The organism is Pedobacter nanyangensis (assembly GCF_003313505.1).
Classification (GTDB): Bacteria; Bacteroidota; Bacteroidia; order Sphingobacteriales; family Sphingobacteriaceae; genus Pedobacter; species Pedobacter nanyangensis.
In genome coordinates this window covers 306,502-323,096 of sequence record NZ_QMHO01000004.1, presented here as the reverse complement: position 1 = coordinate 323,096, position 16,595 = coordinate 306,502, and the positions used below count along the sequence as shown (strand labels likewise).

14 protein-coding genes are annotated in these 16,595 nt (G+C 38.1%); 3 read left to right on the top strand and 11 right to left on the bottom strand.

Features of this window, described 5'->3' with window-relative positions; all coding sequences use genetic code 11:
* Positions 1–4 precede the first annotated feature (4 nt).
* From DUT71_RS09940 to DUT71_RS09930, 3 genes are read left to right on the top strand one after another with little or no spacing between them, the layout of a single operon-like run.
* On the top strand, positions 5–367 hold the full coding sequence (locus DUT71_RS09940) for a hypothetical protein (protein ID WP_113662377.1): 363 nt from the start codon (positions 5–7) through the stop codon (positions 365–367).
* A 24-nt stretch (positions 368–391) separates the two neighbouring features.
* Positions 392–790, top strand: a complete 399-nt coding sequence (locus DUT71_RS09935; protein WP_113662376.1) for a hypothetical protein — start codon at positions 392–394, stop codon at positions 788–790.
* 1 nt (position 791) lies between these two features.
* Positions 792–1,385: an AAA family ATPase gene (locus DUT71_RS09930; RefSeq protein WP_113662375.1), complete on the top strand. Its 594-nt coding sequence runs from the start codon at positions 792–794 to the stop codon at positions 1,383–1,385.
* A 319-nt stretch (positions 1,386–1,704) separates the two neighbouring features.
* On the opposite strand, the gene DUT71_RS09925 is transcribed toward DUT71_RS09930, so the two are convergent.
* The 11 genes from DUT71_RS09925 to DUT71_RS09875 all read right to left on the bottom strand — a co-directional run bounded on the left by DUT71_RS09925 (position 1,705) and on the right by DUT71_RS09875 (position 16,587).
* Positions 1,705–2,949, bottom strand: coding sequence for a site-specific integrase (locus DUT71_RS09925; RefSeq protein WP_113662374.1), 1,245 nt, complete (start codon positions 2,947–2,949; stop codon positions 1,705–1,707).
* 528 nt (positions 2,950–3,477) lie between these two features.
* Positions 3,478–4,611: a Wadjet anti-phage system protein JetD domain-containing protein gene (locus DUT71_RS09920; protein WP_113662373.1), complete on the bottom strand. Its 1,134-nt coding sequence runs from the start codon at positions 4,609–4,611 to the stop codon at positions 3,478–3,480.
* Between the two features lie 2 nt (positions 4,612–4,613).
* Complete coding sequence (locus DUT71_RS09915; RefSeq protein ID WP_113662372.1) at positions 4,614–8,027, bottom strand: ATP-binding protein; 3,414 nt, start codon at positions 8,025–8,027, stop codon at positions 4,614–4,616.
* Positions 8,008–8,598 (bottom strand): DUF4194 domain-containing protein, encoded by a 591-nt coding sequence (locus tag DUT71_RS09910; RefSeq protein ID WP_113662371.1) that lies wholly within the window; start codon positions 8,596–8,598, stop codon positions 8,008–8,010. The genes DUT71_RS09915 and DUT71_RS09910 overlap by 20 nt, the downstream gene beginning before the upstream one ends.
* Before the next feature lie 4 nt (positions 8,599–8,602).
* A complete protein-coding gene (locus tag DUT71_RS09905) occupies positions 8,603–10,084 on the bottom strand; it encodes a DUF3375 domain-containing protein (RefSeq protein ID WP_113662370.1) in 1,482 nt (493 codons plus the stop codon).
* Between the two features lie 11 nt (positions 10,085–10,095).
* On the bottom strand, positions 10,096–11,136 hold the full coding sequence (locus DUT71_RS09900; protein WP_113662369.1) for a hypothetical protein: 1,041 nt from the start codon (positions 11,134–11,136) through the stop codon (positions 10,096–10,098).
* Position 11,137: 1 nt separating this feature from the next.
* Entirely contained in the window at positions 11,138–13,045 is a 1,908-nt protein-coding gene (locus tag DUT71_RS09895) for an ATP-dependent nuclease (protein ID WP_113662368.1), read from the bottom strand.
* A gap of 13 nt (positions 13,046–13,058) precedes the next feature.
* Positions 13,059–13,277 carry a hypothetical protein gene (locus DUT71_RS09890; protein ID WP_113662367.1) on the bottom strand — a complete coding sequence of 73 codons (219 nt, stop codon included), beginning with the start codon at positions 13,275–13,277 and terminating at the stop codon, positions 13,059–13,061.
* 13 nt (positions 13,278–13,290) lie between these two features.
* Positions 13,291–13,497, bottom strand: a complete 207-nt coding sequence (locus tag DUT71_RS09885; RefSeq protein ID WP_205313901.1) for a KTSC domain-containing protein — start codon at positions 13,495–13,497, stop codon at positions 13,291–13,293.
* Positions 13,498–13,508: 11 nt separating this feature from the next.
* Entirely contained in the window at positions 13,509–15,296 is a 1,788-nt protein-coding gene (locus DUT71_RS09880; RefSeq protein ID WP_113662365.1) for an ATP-binding protein, read from the bottom strand.
* Complete coding sequence (locus DUT71_RS09875) at positions 15,283–16,587, bottom strand: SIR2 family protein (protein WP_113662364.1); 1,305 nt, start codon at positions 16,585–16,587, stop codon at positions 15,283–15,285. The genes DUT71_RS09880 and DUT71_RS09875 overlap by 14 nt, the downstream gene beginning before the upstream one ends.
* Between the last annotated feature and the right edge of the window lie 8 nt (positions 16,588–16,595).

The window sequence follows — 16,595 nt, the reverse complement described above, 5'->3', positions numbered from 1 at the left end:
AAATATGAAAACACAGCAAGAACAACTGGGTGAATTTCGCGAAAGCCTAAAATCACATGGCGAAAGGCTGTCCAGACTGGAAAACATTATTCCGAAATATCCCAAGATCAGGATACCGGACTACACCAGCGACCTCCACGCTGTTCGCAAAAGTGTAGATACATTCCTTCAAAGCAACCATCAGGAAAATATGAAAGAGATCATGTTACAGATAAGACAGCTGGTCGCAGCGATGCCCGAGGTTGTGCGGGTAAGGCACCATCACCATTTTGCAAGACTGACCAAAAGGGTAATCATTGTTTTCTCCATACTCATCGTTCTGTTGTGCCTTGCGATAGGGCTTACCTATTACTTCTATAGACATTGAACTGTAAACCAAATTTTTAAAAGCATGAAAAATTCCGTAAATTTGAATACCGCAGAACATCAGCCATTGGCACTGAGCATCCTGGTAGATGCCAAAGACCATCCACTGGGTATATTTCTCCCATTGGAAGAATGGCCAAAACTGAGGGCGGACATTAATCCAGAAAATCCATTGTACAAGCTTATGGCAAACCTCACTTTTATACCATTCCACGAAATGAGCCTAGAGGAGCAATCCCTAGTCTTGGAGGAAAAGGTGCGTGATGCCCAAATGACTAACCTTGAAAAAGGTTCGTTCATCAGCTACAGGAATGAACTTTGCACTTCCCCGGACCTTTTTATCAATGAGTATGGGGATAGGAAAGAGCTTGTGAGCGTTGATGCCAAAACTGGCAAGATTACTTTAATTAAGTTATTGGAGTAACATGAGGCCTTTACAGCTCTATGTTTTGTGCGGCCCAAATGGTGCCGGCAAATCGACCCTGTCCGAAACCTTTGTGCCTCCCAGTACGGACATTTTCGATGGAGACAGGGAAATGGCGTTATTGAGGCACCAATATCCGATGACCGATAGCGGTACGCTTTACGAGGCGGCCAATGGGATTATTTTCGACAAGAGAAAGGAAAATGCCATCACTTCTGGAAGCGATTTCGCCTTTGAGACCAATTTCAGAACGGCACAGGTGATGGAAAGCGTACGGCAGTTCAGGGATGCAGGCTATGAAACAAGGATGATATTTATTGGTCTTCCATCCATAGAAGCTTCCATCGACAGGGTCAACATGAGAGTGAAGGCTGGAGGACACTTTGTCGATGCCGAAAACGTGAATAAAAACTTTACCGGTGGGCTGGAAAACTTGGTCAGATTTTACGACGGGTTCGATTCCGTGGATCTTTTGGAGAGTACCATCGACCAGAACGAACCTTTCAAGGTGGCCGCACTGATGACCATAAAAAACGGCGTGGTTGTTGCCAGGGCTGAGAAATTGCCCGAATGGGCGATGAAGATACCCAAGTAAATAGAAAGGAAACTTCAACAGCAGATCGAAGAGAGGCTGTCCAAGGGTAAGAATGTCGGTAAGGGAACAAGCAGGGATAACGGCCACGGTTTTGGAATGGGTAGATAATCCTGAAATTCCAGTTTGCCCCACGCTCTTTTTCGGCCTGCGGAACCCCAACCCACAACCCACCTCTGTTCCCGCTTTTTGGCTTCTACGGTGGAAAATTTAAGGGGTTACTGCCTTTTGGCGAGTTACATTGCGATATTGGCGGTAGTTTCTAACATAAATGCCATGTAGAAGCTTTGTCTACATGGCATTTGGGTTATTCGTTTGCTATTTAGGATGCTTCTGATATGTCGTCTTTCTCAGTGTATTTTTTCTTTAACGGAGCCATGTCCCTGCTTACCTTCACATCTAGCACTTTGGCATAAAGCTGTGTAGTACGGATATTGGTATGCCCCAGCATCTTTGAAACGCTTTCTATCGGAACCCCGTTCATCAGGGTTACCGTAGTGGCGAAGGTTCGTTTGGCGATACGGTTGCCAAGTATTTTATTGATACCGCATAGCGCAGCGATTTCAATAAGGTATTCGTTCATTTTCTGGTTACTCGAAATCGGTAATGCCCTGTCGTTGTTGGCGCAGTACGGGTGGTCATGGTAACGGTCTAGGATGTCAGTTGCAATCGGCAACAGTGGAATGGCGGCCCTGGTATCTGTTTTTTTTCTGTAAGCGAATATCCAACGTTCTCCATCGACACCGATGCCGATATCTGATGGCCTTAACTTCTGTACATCTGCATAGGAAAGCCCGGTATAGCAACTGAACAGGAAGAAGTCGCGTACCCTTGACAGTCTTTCGGTACTGAATTTTCTTTTGGTGATCTTCTGCAGTTCGTCGGAAGTTAAGTATTCACGATGTACTGGTTTTGACTTCAGCACATGTCCAAAGAATGGATCTGTAGTTATCCATTTATACCTTCGACAGATGCTGACTATCTTTTTGAGGTTTTTTAGGTGCTTGTTCGCCGTATTGGTATCATTTTCCTTGTTTACATGAAGGAAATGGTCGAAGCCGTCTATAAAGCTGTGGTCTATATTTTTTACGTTGATGTCGTTTTTACCGTAGGAAACATTAAGGTAATCTTTGATATGTCTCTCGAGTACCTCAAACCGTTTAAGGGTTCCCTTGGCATATTCTTCCTTTTCTACCAGTGCATCCATCTTTTCGTTATGGACCTTGATGGCCTCAAGCAATGTATGGGATTTCTCTTCTTTGCCCAGATACCGACATTTGATACTTTCGGAAGTGATTTCCAGATTCTCTACAGTCATCAGCGTATAGATTGCGAATATATCGACCCTCATTTTTTCAAGATATGCATTGATCGTTCTTATTTCCTCCCTGTTGCCGACCACTTTTCCCGATTTGGAATTCCAATACTCGGGATCGCAGCTTCTGCCAGTGGACATTTCCGAACGGACACTATCCACTGTAATTCTAAGGTAGATGAAACAGGGATTACCCTGTCTGTAGTTCTTTGGCTTTTTTAGAAAGAAAAGCACGCTAAGATTTGTTCTCATAATGATAACATTAAGGTTTAACAAACTTGTCCGATTTTCGGATAAGTGCTACACCGTCGTCGGAGTAATGTCAAAGACGATGTAAAATTAGCAATGCAGTGCCGGATGTACAAGATGTATAACTTCTATACTAGCTGTATATCAGATCGTTATAACAAAATCGGTGAGTCTTTTATTTTTTCGGCTCGACGCCCCTAATGACGCACATATTCGGTGCGTTTTAGTGACTATTTTGTTCTAGCCCTTAAAAACAAAAACCCTGCAATCATTTGATTTGCAGGGTTTTGTTATGATTTGACATTGTTGTCTGTGATCCCGCTGGGGCCACCAAAAACATTGTAAGTCACTATTTTTTAGACAGACAAAAAACAAATGTATCTTAGGGTACCCTTGAAAGCACCCTCAATGATTGTTTGAGTTTGTAGCAGTTTGGGAAAGAACTATCAATACAAAGATAGAAAAATGTCAAAAAAACCAATTATTATTTATTTCTTTAATATCTTAATACTCATAAGTATAAAAGGAATATTATTGTGAGAAAATCTTATCTACATAACGCTGCGGTATCTTTTCCTGCTCCAGCCTAAGACTTTTTTCCCTTACCAGGTTGTACAATTCTTGTTCGGCATCTGTAAGCCATTGCCGCAGAATGATGTTTGATTTAGTACCCTGTGCTTGGTAAACAGCAAAGCGGTTAAAGGTTTCCTTATCCATCATAACTGATATCGTTTGAGGGTAGTAACTGCGCAACTGAGCTAATATTTCAAAGCCTTGCGCATCTATATCTCCCCAGTATAAAATCGCTTTACCCTTAAGCCATTCTATGTCTTTGAGGTTTTTTACCGCAAAACCACCGCCCCAAATTGCTACGGCATCTTTCATTTCGGGCAGTGTTAAAAAGTTCATTTTATTCTCGGTAATAATAATCCGCCTGCAATCGAAATCTGCATCGGCAAATTCATGCAACGGAATACTTATATCCTTAAATCTACCCTCAACAAATAACCGTTCGTCAAGGAAGCGAATTCTAATACGAGGCTCTGCATATTTTAATCCGAACCGTTTTTCAAACATGCGCTCGTCATGTTTTATCCTATCAGGTATCAACACCTCCAGCAGGCTTTTTATTACCCCCGTATTTGCTTCAATAAACTTGGTATGTATATCAATGGGTAATTCCCGTATGTAAAATTCTCCGCGGCGATAATTGTGTAAAAACCATTTGCAGACTTTCAACAGGTTTTCCCATTCGTTTTGGTTCTGAACAATCTTTAGTGGGTTTTTAACTGTCCATTCTTTTAATTCCGGTATTTCTGAATTGATCAAATTACAGGCGCATTCAAATTCTTCGTACTCTTTTACCTTGCCAATAAATTTCAGAAAATCTTGTAACGTATCGAACCTAATAGACAGGGGAATATCTTGGAATCCATGCGATCTAGTTTTAACTTTTTCGGAAATAACGTTATAGCCATATCCCTTCCTGTCTTTCGCCTCCGACATCAAATGAGCTATCTCTCTGCTCATCGCGGCAAAATCTTTGGAAAGCTTTTTATCTGAACGTAGATTCAGCGGAAAGCTTTCCACACAGAGAAGACTACTCCTGAGGATGTCCGGATATATTCGCGCAGCTTTTTTTCTTATTTCTTCAACTGTTATCATAGTTATTCCGTTACCTGTAAATATTGCTCCTGGTGTTCCCGTAATTGTTTAATAGGCATATCGTAAATTACGGAGTGGCGATTATCTTTCCGCTGAACAAAATGTACACGGGCGATGTACGGTTCCACAATGGCAACCTCCTCGGCTTTCGCCGGAGAAACCACCATTACCTGTAAATGGAGTTGTTTACATAGTTCCATAAGAAACTGCGCTTTTTCGTCATCCTGTTTGCTAAATGCTTCATCAACACATATAAAACGAAATGAGTTGGTGTTGATACCTTCGCTATGTATGCCAAACTGATAGGCAATGGCAGACCCTAAAATAGTATAGGTAAGCTGAGCGCCTTCCCCTCCTGATAGTTTGGCCGTTCCGGTGTAGCTCCTGAATATTCTTGACAGATCTTCCCGGTAATGTTCCACTGCCCGGAATTTTAGCCAATTGCGGACATCCAGTACTTCTTTTCTTGTATTTTCTTCGTTTGTAAGCTGATCAAGCAGCAACTTTATCTTATTAAAACTTTCTTCTAAAATATCATAATCCTTGGTTCGCTCAAATTCTACGATATTGGGTTTCCAGTCATTTAGTTTAATCTTGAATTCTTTTACCCTTGTGGAATAACCCTTCTCTACGTGTAGTTTAATAAATGTAGGCGGAGTCTTCTTAAAATTTATTTTCTCAAGAGATTTATTCAATATCTCAATATTTTCTTCAATGTCTTCTTCCTGCCTTTCAAGCCAAGTCTGGAAGTCGGACATTTTTGTAATCATTTCATCGTTCAGGTATTGTTTAAACTGTTGCCTGTAGCCAGCTAACTCCTGTTTCTCTATCCGATCCAATAGGACGGTATATTCTTCTATAAATTCAGCACGTTCAGTAAGCCGGTGCGTGTCGGCATTCCAATCTTCAAACTTATCGCTAATTGCCCTATCAGGGTTTTTAAAGGCTCTCATCAAGCCTTCTGCGGTACTTTCTTCTCGTCGTATACTATCTTTTAATTTTTCGATGTCACTGTTTATCTTCCTGCTTATTTCGGATCTTATCGCATCTACATTGCCCAAGCTAAAGGATTTTTCCTTTATGAAGGTAACCTCAAAAAAAGTCGTAGCTTCCTGTACATTCAGCCCCTCGTAATTTTCAAGTACTCCGGAAATCTCTCTTAATTTTTGTTGCTGTTGGGCAATCTGGTGTTCTATTGAATTTAAATCACTTTTAGCGTTGTCAACCCTCTTCGTTAAAATGCCCAACTCCTTGAGGATGTCATCTCTTTGGGCTTTTAAAGTATTTACTTTGCTATTTGTATTTCCCAGTTCTTTGATCTTTATTTCATTTGCATTGATTTGTGCCGCAACGGACCACCAATCTATTTTCCTAAAAAGTTTAACCTCCACAAAGCGTGTCAAGTTGTCATCTTCCTCTCTTATTCTGTTTTGATGATTTTTCTGATAGTTGATCTTGTTTGTTAATTGTGACAATTCGCCGTTTAGTATGCTGGCTTCTTCTTTAAGGGCAGCGATCTTTTCTTTGTTATCCCAACCTAAAACATACTGTTGCCTGTTTTTTATTTCCGGTCTGTCGTCTTTCTCGTGCCTCGATGCGTTTTTGGTAAGGCCGCGTTTGGTAAGTGCCTTGTCAGACAGACTAAATTCCTGCATATCGTCGATACACAGGTAGTTGAACTTTGTTTCAATTTCATTTCTTACCCAAAGAGCGTATTCCGAATTGCTGAATTCGATTTTGTGGATCAGCTCATTTTCTTCCCTAGTTTGAAATATTTGTGGAGCGACCTTTTTATGCTGGAATTTATGATAAATAATCCTTCCCCTAAGGTCATTCTCCTGTACATATTTATTTACCTGATGATAATATTCTTCCGGCACGATTAGCCGAAGTGCAAAGTTATGCAGTACTTTTTCTATCGCATATTCCCAATCCGAAGCATCGGTCCTCCTTACGCGGATGAGCTCCCCGACAAAAGGGATATCTGTTTCAGATGCACCCACAAACTCCAATATTTCATTTCTTATTCTGGCGGGTGCTCCGGTTATGTTGTTTTTTTGCGATCGAAGTACACTAAGTTTATCGGAAACATCGTCAAATTGCTGTTGAAGTTCACGTTGCTGCATTTTTAAATCTACTATTGTCTCATCGTTCTGTGCTCGGATACTTTTTGTTCTTTCCTTCTTCTCAATGGCCGAATTTCTTTGTTCTTCGAATAACTCAGCCGATTGCGGATCCTGCTGAAAGCCCACAAGCTCAGCTAATTTATTGTAGTTGTTAAGTTCTCCCTGCCTGTCTTCCTTTTCAGCTTTTAGCTTATTGTTTTGCTGTTCTAAAGCGCTAATCCGCGACCCTATTTCATCATTTTTGATCTGGATATCAAGTTCTCTTTCCTGGTTGACCAGGTTAGCAATCGTTTGGCTTCTTGTTTTGATTTCCTCATCCAATGATAACTTTCGCCTTTGCTCGATCTCGATATATTCATTGATAAGCGCCTGATGTTTTTTGGCAAACCAATGTGGGAGAATTTGTTTGTGGCTTTCCTGAATGGCTAAATCTGCCTTTTGTTTTGTGAGCGATATGCTGATATCCCTGATAGGCGTGAGTAATTCAATTTGCTTATTAGCCTTCTCAATAGCCCGGTGGGCATCATTTAAGGTTTTAAAATATGATTTTATTTTCTGGAATTCAGTTTCGGCATCTCTTTCCTCAAGCATCTGAAAGCGTACAAACTCATCCAGGTTACCCAAAACCTTTAACCCTATGGTCTGGCTAAAAAGCGTATGTGCTTTTTCAGATCGCATACCAAAAATCTTACGCATCAGCCTGCCGTATTCCATTGGGCTATCCATCAGGTGTATAAAGTCCTTGTTAACTTGCTTGGGGTATTTTTGTTTCAATCTCTTTTTCCATTCCCCGGCACTATCAAACGGCGTAAAATCATCGGCTATGGATAGTTTTTTATAAGCCAGGATAAAAACACGTTTCAAGTCTCCGCCGGAATACCACCTTGCCTGAGCTAAAGTAACATACTGGGTTTCATTCTGGAATACAGCCAAAAGAATAGACTGGGCGGTGGTTTTGTCGGCCCTTAATTTCTTAACCTCCCTTGTTTGCGTGTCTGCATTTTCCGTCTCACCATACTCTCCGGTTACATAGCTATCTTCCGTACGTTCTCCTTTAGATCCTGCGGTCTGGTTATAAAAACGCATTCTCTTTTCCGGCACAAGCAGGGTCAACAATCCATCTACCATTGTCGTTTTCCCCGATGCATTGGCCCCGGTAAGCAAAGAGGTTTCTCCGCCAGGTTCGATAGACCATACCTGTTTGTCGAACGTTCCCCAGTTCAATACCTCATAGGTATGTAACCTGAAACCTGCTTCGCTTGGTTTTGTGCTAAACAGACTTAAATTCATCTTCCAGTTGTTTTTTAAATCTAATTAACTCTTCATTTGTTATTTTTGCCTTGATAATCCGCTTTACTTCGTAGCGATGTTCGTCCGGATTTGTTGGCTCTTTGTGGACTAATTTCAGGAACCCCATTTTCTCGCAACTCTCTAAATGCCTGTTCAGTTCCTTTATAAATTTAAGTTCATTTGCTTTTTCTTTGAAAAACATCTCTAACCGGTCTCTGAATTCTTTAGATGTGATATACAGGTTTGCCGTTTCTGTATCGTTCAACTCAAATTCCATTAACCATTCCCTAAGCAGCACACAAACGAGTGTGAGCTCATAGGTTAATGGTATGCGCCGGATAAGGCCGATTGTCGTTCCAAGATCATCCAAGGGCATCTGTTTAAGGTAGGCATATCCATCCCGGTTATCTATCACTAATTCTATCGCTATCTTTTCAAAGTATTGGGTAAGCTCAGACCGGTATTTGTTGGTTTCTGCCCACAATTCCTCCTGGTCTTCAAAAACAGAGCCTTGCAGCAGTTTTGTAGCTGCTTTGGCATAAGGTGCTATACGAGGGTTTTGGTATTCCATATGCTTAGGATGAAAATATTATTTGCGGTAATTCTAAATACTTGCCGGCAACAGGATCAAACAGTATCGTTTCCCGCAATGCCTCGTTGACAAAGAACTTGGTTGACTGATTGACCAATGTAACATAGGCCAGCAATTCTGCCAATCCCTTTGTAAGCCTTTTTTGTTCAACAACCTCTTTTAAGGATATGGACGGCCTGTCTGCCAGCAGTTCACGGATATTTTTTAACAGTGCCCCTTTATCTATTAAATCAGGATTATAGATTTTATGGAGATCATCAAGGTCGTTAAGACTTAACACTCCATTCTCCGGTTTTAATAAGAAAGTATTGATCTCGGGCTTTTCCCCCAGCTTTTTTTCCAATGGGAGATTAATAAGCGGATTTCCATCCAGTTCAAGAAAGCTCAGAGCTTCATTGGATTTATCAGAATTTTGTACAGCCAGCTGTCTTATTCTTGAAATAAGCTCCCTGGTTTTTCTACTTTCCAACTGATCTTTCGATACTATTTCCCTGCTCAGCTTATCGGCTAAAATACCGTTCTTATCCAATACCTTTCTTGCAGCCAGGTGCAACAATGTTTTAAGTTTTCTAAGAGAAGTAGAAGGTACGTCTATACCCCGGTCTTCCATTACCTGATACACCTCTCTGGTCAGTTTTTGGAAATCAGACTGGCTAACATCATCGAGCATAAATTGCCAGAAAGCATAAAAACTCTTTCCCTGGTGCGTACTCCTTAGCTCATATAATGCATCAAATGTCTCGGCTATCAACTTACCTTTGGATAAATCTGCCTGTTGCTGGCGTTCGTAAATTCTGCGGGTTATTTCTTTAAAATTATCTTCTACTTCTTTAAAATCTCCTATCAACTCATTGGATAGTCTGTTTACTTCTTCGTACCGGGATTTTATCTGGTAGTCTTCATAGGTACTTACATAGCCATCAATCTTAATCTTTCTGATCTCCTCCTCAATAGCCTGTTTCCGCTTTTCAAGTTCAGCCAATCGTTGCTCCTTATCAGGATTGGCATTTTCAACTATATCCCTTAGCTTATGAAAGATGTCTTTAAATTTTGACTCTGTGCCTACAAATTCTTTTTCTTTGAGGAGTTCAAATATCTGGAATACCTTTTCAACGTGTTTGGATAGTAACACCAGAGGCTGCTTATTGGCATCGTCCATCACATTCCTGAGATAGTGGAGATCGATCCACTTATTGATATACAGTTTGGCTTTCTCATCAAAATCCAAAATCAGTTTTCCCGATTTTACTTCATCGTCATCATCCGAATATTCAATATCATCCAGAAAATCGCCAAGCTTTTGAACAAGGTTCTGATAGGGTATAGCTATCTGTTCATTTTCTTTGAACTCTTTGTACAGGAAGGTAATAATCAATGGAAGGTTTCTTGCCCGTAATAGCTTCAATGGTATGGTTGTCTCTGTAAACGATTTTACCTTTAATATAGAATTGAACGCTTCAAGCATACTTCCATTGATTAAATCTTACCAAGACTATCTATTTCTTTTTCTATATACCTGAACCTGTCTTTTACATCTTCGCCTTGATAATAATTAAGTAAATCCTCTTTCGTTAATGTGCCATCCGTCAAAAATTTTTTGAGGTATTGTTGACTAAACTCCATTAACAACACACTTTTTTCTAATTGTTTAAGGATGGCTTTATTATTCTCAATATTATTATGAACCAAGTTTTTTATCGTTGTGATTTCGTTGATATCTTTGATAAGCCGATTGACCAATATCACTAACAAATCCTTATCCAGTTCCACCTGTATAGCATTTAATGCGATATCTCTCGCCAGCATATAGGCAATTGCCAAATTGGAATAATCTCCCTTTTGAGAATTGATGATGGCAACCAACCCAACACCAGGGATATACCCTACATTTTCAAATTCTTTAAGAACAGAATTATCTACCAATGAGATATCAAATACAATGAGGCTTACTTTTGCGTCCCTATTGGCCTGTGCTTCGAGCAACTGGCTCCAGGCGGTATCGGTCTTTCTTGTAAATAAGTCTTTGGTTTCGACATCTCCTAACCGGACACTTTTGTCGAATTTACATTCAATAGCGATTCTAAGATTGGGATTGCCGTCTATTTCACAAATGATATCGCCCGTTTTATTTTTCGGGATAGTTCCTGCCGTATTTCCAGTTAGTATTGCACGGTCTTTTAATCTTTTCTCTGCAAAATATTGATTGAGAAAATCGGCTATTTCGTCCTCCGCCAATATTCCTTTGATAGAGGATTTGTAAAACAGCTCCTTTTTCATATCAAAGATCATTTTAAGACTTTCCAGTTCTGTTCCCAGTTCATTGCTGGTTTTGGAAAGAAATGCAGACATACGGTCTTCCATTAATGCTAGTACTCCGATATAAATAGCTCGTAGTAATTTTTCATCCCGTTCTGTTGCCGGAAGATTGTCGAAATAGTTGAAAACGATTTGGTTTTCGATTTCGAATTCTTTTATCTCTAAGCGTTTAAGCTGTTGGTTTATCTTAATTGTTGACATATTAAACTCTTAATTTATTGAATGCTTCCTTTATTTTTAAAGGAATGGTATTCTCAGTGTTCATAAATTTGAGAAGGAACTCAGCCGATTCAGCCCCTTTTGACGGTATTCTTTTGACAGAGTCATATTCTATACTTGAGTTTTCACACTTTAATTTTATTGCCTTTTTAAGTATTGGATAAAATTTCTCATAATCATTGCATTTAGCATTTTTTGCTACTGACTCTTTCCAACTATTGATCTCTTCCAAATTGAATTCTAATATTCCTTGATAATAGTCATTGAGAATGTTAAGCCACACCTCATCATCAATGGAATCTTCAATGTCTTGCTCTCCCACAAAAAACATATTTTCAGTAATTACACCCCTACCAATTTCAAAACTCATATCATTATCAAATAAGAAAATTAATTGGTCTTCTGATTTCTTAAAATCCCCTAATACTTTATCTATGATTCTTTTGTTTTCATTCCACTTGTTTTTTCCCTGAATATTCAGTAGTTGGATATTATCTGCTATTAACGATTTACCTGTATATAATTCATAAAGCTGGGGTATCAGGTATTGTTCAGTGTCGCCTTCAACAATTAAAAATTTATTATAGAATAAAAAATCACTGTTCTTGACACTTAATGATAAAAATATCGAATCAATATCTTTACAAAAATTGATTTCTGTATAACCATTGTTCTCTTTTTTGACACTATTTATTTTGTTGAGATTAGATTTATCGATAAAAATAGTTGAATGTGTGCTGATTAATGTTTGTACATTACCAATAGAAATCTTATTTAGGATATCAAAAAACTCTCTCTGCGCTCCGGGATATAAATGCGTTTCGGGCTCATCAAACGCCCAAATAAATTTAGTTTCACCTTGTTCTTCGCTGGTTGCCTTCGCTTTAATCAAAGAAAACCATATTTGACGTTTTAATCCTTCACCTTGATTTTCGAGATGAATAGGGCCGTCACTATTGGTTTTAGTAACCATTATATCCGAAATTTTTTCCTTGACATCAAAATGTACTTTTGAACTAATGCCTTCTACCTCTTTAGCAACCTCTTTGATAATCGAACTGATTGCTCCGAACTTTTGATTAATCGCTTCCTCAGCTTTTCTCGCTGAATCACTCGCCAATTGTTTGATGGGTGTTATGTGCTCATTAATTTCTTCTTGCATTATCGCATTAGCGGTAGAGATAATTTCTTCCAATGACGTGTTCCAATCGAACAAATTGAAGGACGGAAATATATCCTTATCACTCTTTCCAAAGCTATACTCCACCCATTTTAATGAACAATTCAATTTACCGTAAATCGCTCTTATTTTTTCGAAGTTTGAAAATCTCCCTTTTCTATTTTCATTTTCAATATCTTCATTGGTAACAGCCAATTCTCTAATTTTTCCATTTATTGTCGCTTGCGTAGCATTCCAAAGCTCTAATGGTTCGTCTGCTTCTGAGGAAATTAAATATGTTTGGACTCTATTGTTGTAATATCTTTTGGCAATCCACAATACATTAGTAGGATTGCATTCAATAGACCATTTTAATGCGGTGGTTAGGTTTAGATCTGTATATTTTTCAACTTCATCATCACTATAAACCAATTTGCCGATTATCAGTGTAGAATCGTCCGTAAAATCAAATAAAGGCAAATTTTTACTTGATAACGTAGCATTTAATTGTTTGATACTTGCCAACGAATTAGACAAATCACTTTTGTAACTTCCCTCTCCATATGAACTATATTTAGGCTTATTGCCTAATAATAAGTCAAATGCTTGTAGAACTGTAGATTTGCCGGAATCATTTAACCCTATAAATACGTTAGGATTCTCTTTTGATAATTCTAAGTCCAGAAATTTACAACTACGGTAATTGAAAATGATAATGTTTTCTATATGCATAGGGAAGGTATTATTAATCGTATAAATTTTTCACATATCGGTTGATGTAACTATTCAAACCACTACCACTTCTGGCCAATCTTTTCATATTTTCCACGTGATGCTGACCTGCTTTTCGGTAGCTATATCGATAGGTACGGATAGAGCCTGAAAACCTTACGCTGATATAATCAACACCTATTTCAAAGGAGGAGACGCCTGAATCCCCTCCTGAATTCCTGTATCTTTCCATAATATCTAACTGATTACTCTATCCTTTCGTACGGATAAACATTTTTGAAATTCCTATTCAGATAAGAACCGTGAGAAGGAGCTTCCATTAGATTTTGATACTCGTGTGGTGGAACGCCTTTATATACATAAAGGCTTCCATTCAGAAATCTAACATAGACTTCTTGATTTTGCTCATCATAACCAATACTATTAATGTTAGATGAACTTACTGGGGTCATTTCTGGTAAACTCATATTTTATAATTTTTATTACGCCAAGATTTTAATAGTTTTTTGTATTCATTTTGTACATCTTCAATGGTTTCCAGCCATTTTTCAGAAGCTTTGGGGTCTGAACTTTTGGGAGCATTTGCAATCTTAAAGAATTTAACCCGAGAAGGGATTTTTACTGCTTCACCCGATATTAAAGCTTCCCCGGTTCTCAAGCTCGGGAGCAAATCAACCATACTTTGCAATTCATCTTGCACCGCTGAACGAATATGCCCTCTATCTTTGGAATTGTTCATACGCAGAGCAATCATAGTTCCACATTGACTCAATACTGTTTCATCCAGTTCTGAAGGTCTTTGGGTAACAAGCAACAATCCTACACCATACTTACGTCCTTCTTTGGCTATCATCTGAACAGTTCTGGATGAAATAGAATGTTCTCCAGATTTCAAATAACTATGTGCTTCTTCTAAAACAATAAGTAAGGGCTGATTTTTTCCACCGACTTTAGTATTGACACCCCAAAACAATCCATCATAAATAATTTTCAAAAGCGTTCCTGAAATGGATGACATTATTTCACTCGGAATTCCAGATAAGTCTAAAATAGTTATTGGTAAGTCATTTCCCAACCAATTGAAAAAGAGGTTATCCAAATCAGTAGTAATTTTACCAGTTAAATCGGGGGTTAGTTTAACCGGATTAAATAGAAAACTATAACTTGAATCATTAAGCCGAGTACGCATACTGTCTAAAAAACCTAAAAGTCCTTTAGCCTGATTATTGAGAAAGGGACTACCGCCTCCGGCACTTGCGGGTTGATATAAATTTGAAATCAACTTTTCTGCATCACCATTTTGTATCTTTTTTGTTATTGTTTCCGGTTTTGCTCTTTCGGTGAACGTTTGTCTTTCAAAATCATCTAACTCAAACCATAGTCTCTTTATGCTAAAAGGGATAGGAGAATCAGCAGTAATAGATTCCTCTACAACTTCTATTTTATTTTCTTTCGCACTTTTAATTTTTGCTTCTACTACTTTCTCTCGTATATATTCTCTATTTTGATCTGTTAAGTTTCCTGAAAATATTTTTATTAATTCATTAAAAGGTAAAGCCCAAAATGGGATTTGAAGTTTATTGTCGTCATTTGCTGAGTTAACTTCAATCACTTTTGAATATTTCGATAAGGCATCATTATACTCTCCGTGTGGATCAATCACCAAAATCCTTGAACTTGGAAACTCTCTGCTTGCAATGGATTGAAGCAATACAGAAACAGAATTTGATTTTCCACTTCCAGTTGAACCAACAATAGCACAATGCCTTGATATGAGTTTATCTAAATCAATTTTAGCATCTAAACTTTCAGATACGCTAATATTTCCAACAGTAACTGAATTTGCTTCTTCATATCCTCCATAGATAATATCTAAATCATTTATGGTTACCAAATGAACTTTATCTCCTGTTGTCGGATATTGTGTAACACCTCTTTCAAATCTTTTTCCGACTTGCTCTCCTGCTAAAACAATATTTATCCAACGGGTATTTTTTAAGTGATCATAATCCTTAGCTACAGCTTCTCTCAGGCTCTCTGGAATGGCAGCCGAGCCTATTTGTGTTACGATTCCGTAAAGATTAGCATAACCTAAAGGAATTCTAACAAATGATCCTATTTGTCCTACGCGATAAACAACACCATCTATAATTGGCATATTAGATTTTATATTATCAAAAAGCTTAACAGAAATACTGTTTCCGCTGATACTATCAATTTCCCCGATTTCCGTTATTTTACTTTTTGACATTTTCTCCTAATTTTTTAATCTCGTTATCGCTGACCATAGAATTAAGGAACCTTACAAGGTTGCTGAAATCAGGTAGTATAAATTCTCCCTTTCCCGTCCATACTTCCTCACCTTTTACTTCTTTTTTTTTCTCTTCTTTCGGGTCAATTGCTGCATCTTCATCAAAATACAAATCAATGTTTACAGAATCTTCTTTTGAGGGTTCAGATTTCAAAGTCCATTCACCAAAATTGCATCCAATTACTGCCGATCTCCCTCCGTAAATAGAGATTTTAGGGTTATCCATTCCAATTTTAGCTAATTTGCTGTCTTGGTTTAGACTATAAAAAATAGTACCCTTATCATCTTTATACTTATCAAAAATTAATCCTATAATATGAGATGTAGTATTTGTTTTTAACGCAGAAATAATGCGGGAATTAATATGTTCGTCACCCCAGGAGTAGCCACAAGTTATCAATATGGCATCATCTTGTTTGAGGAAATTAGACAATCTGTCCAATAAACTTTCATAAGGCTGTTTTTTTGAATCTTTGTACTTTAAAGTAGAAGGATATATTAGAATATCGTCATCATCAGGACTAACTCTTAATATCTTTTCGGTGTCCTTATCAAAGTGCCATCCCAAAGAACCGTGTATTTTCCAAAGCTTTGTTTGTTTTGGTAAAAATCTAAAATCTTCTACTGACTCTGGATTAAAAAATGCTCTTAAGCTACCGCAGAAACCATCGTAATAGGGAATTTCTTTGTGCTCTAATCCAAGCTCAAATAGAAAATCGTAGTTAGTAGTAAATATTTCAATCGGAAATTTTCTTTCCGCTTGTCCTATCCAATTAGCAAAATCAGTTTGAACCAATTCAGAAACTACATCTTTGGTTACAATTTTATCTTCCTTATTTTTATGGACACTGACTTTCTTTCGTACTTCTGTTTTTACCTTTTGAATTAAATCAGCAAATTCTTTCTGATCTAGCTTATTTAAAGTTCCCTTACCTATGAAGGTGTATTTCTGTTCAAGATTGGATAATATCGTTTCAATATTAAAATTATCATTTCCAAGCTCTTCCTTAATCTGAACAAATGCTTCTTTATATTTTTTGTTGGCTTTTCCAACTTCTCCTACTATTTCGGACGTCATTTTCCCTATCGCCGGAACTGTAAGAGACTTGCCACTTTTATAAGCCAATGAACTTCCTGCACCAAATAGGAAACCTATTTTCTTTTTGTCGGATATTAGAATTTGTTGGATTCCTCTTATATATTCAGAAGGATCGTGTGTTAGTTGGTTCATTATGTGTT

Coding starts and splice junctions, on each gene's coding strand:
- DUT71_RS09930 (WP_113662375.1), top strand. CDS start 792: ATGAGGCCTTTACAGCTCTATGTTTTGTGCGGCCCAAATGGTGCCGGC.
- DUT71_RS09895 (WP_113662368.1), bottom strand. CDS start 13,045: ATGCATATAGAAAACATTATCATTTTCAATTACCGTAGTTGTAAATTT.
- DUT71_RS09920 (WP_113662373.1), bottom strand. CDS start 4,611: ATGATAACAGTTGAAGAAATAAGAAAAAAAGCTGCGCGAATATATCCG.
- DUT71_RS09880 (WP_113662365.1), bottom strand. CDS start 15,296: ATGTCAAAAAGTAAAATAACGGAAATCGGGGAAATTGATAGTATCAGC.
- DUT71_RS09910 (WP_113662371.1), bottom strand. CDS start 8,598: ATGGAATACCAAAACCCTCGTATAGCACCTTATGCCAAAGCAGCTACA.
- DUT71_RS09885 (WP_205313901.1), bottom strand. CDS start 13,497: ATGACCCCAGTAAGTTCATCTAACATTAATAGTATTGGTTATGATGAG.
- DUT71_RS09900 (WP_113662369.1), bottom strand. CDS start 11,136: ATGTCAACAATTAAGATAAACCAACAGCTTAAACGCTTAGAGATAAAA.
- DUT71_RS09925 (WP_113662374.1), bottom strand. CDS start 2,949: ATGAGAACAAATCTTAGCGTGCTTTTCTTTCTAAAAAAGCCAAAGAAC.
- DUT71_RS09935 (WP_113662376.1), top strand. CDS start 392: ATGAAAAATTCCGTAAATTTGAATACCGCAGAACATCAGCCATTGGCA.
- DUT71_RS09915 (WP_113662372.1), bottom strand. CDS start 8,027: ATGAATTTAAGTCTGTTTAGCACAAAACCAAGCGAAGCAGGTTTCAGG.
- DUT71_RS09905 (WP_113662370.1), bottom strand. CDS start 10,084: ATGCTTGAAGCGTTCAATTCTATATTAAAGGTAAAATCGTTTACAGAG.
- DUT71_RS09890 (WP_113662367.1), bottom strand. CDS start 13,277: ATGGAAAGATACAGGAATTCAGGAGGGGATTCAGGCGTCTCCTCCTTT.
- DUT71_RS09875 (WP_113662364.1), bottom strand. CDS start 16,587: ATGAACCAACTAACACACGATCCTTCTGAATATATAAGAGGAATCCAA.
- DUT71_RS09940 (WP_113662377.1), top strand. CDS start 5: ATGAAAACACAGCAAGAACAACTGGGTGAATTTCGCGAAAGCCTAAAA.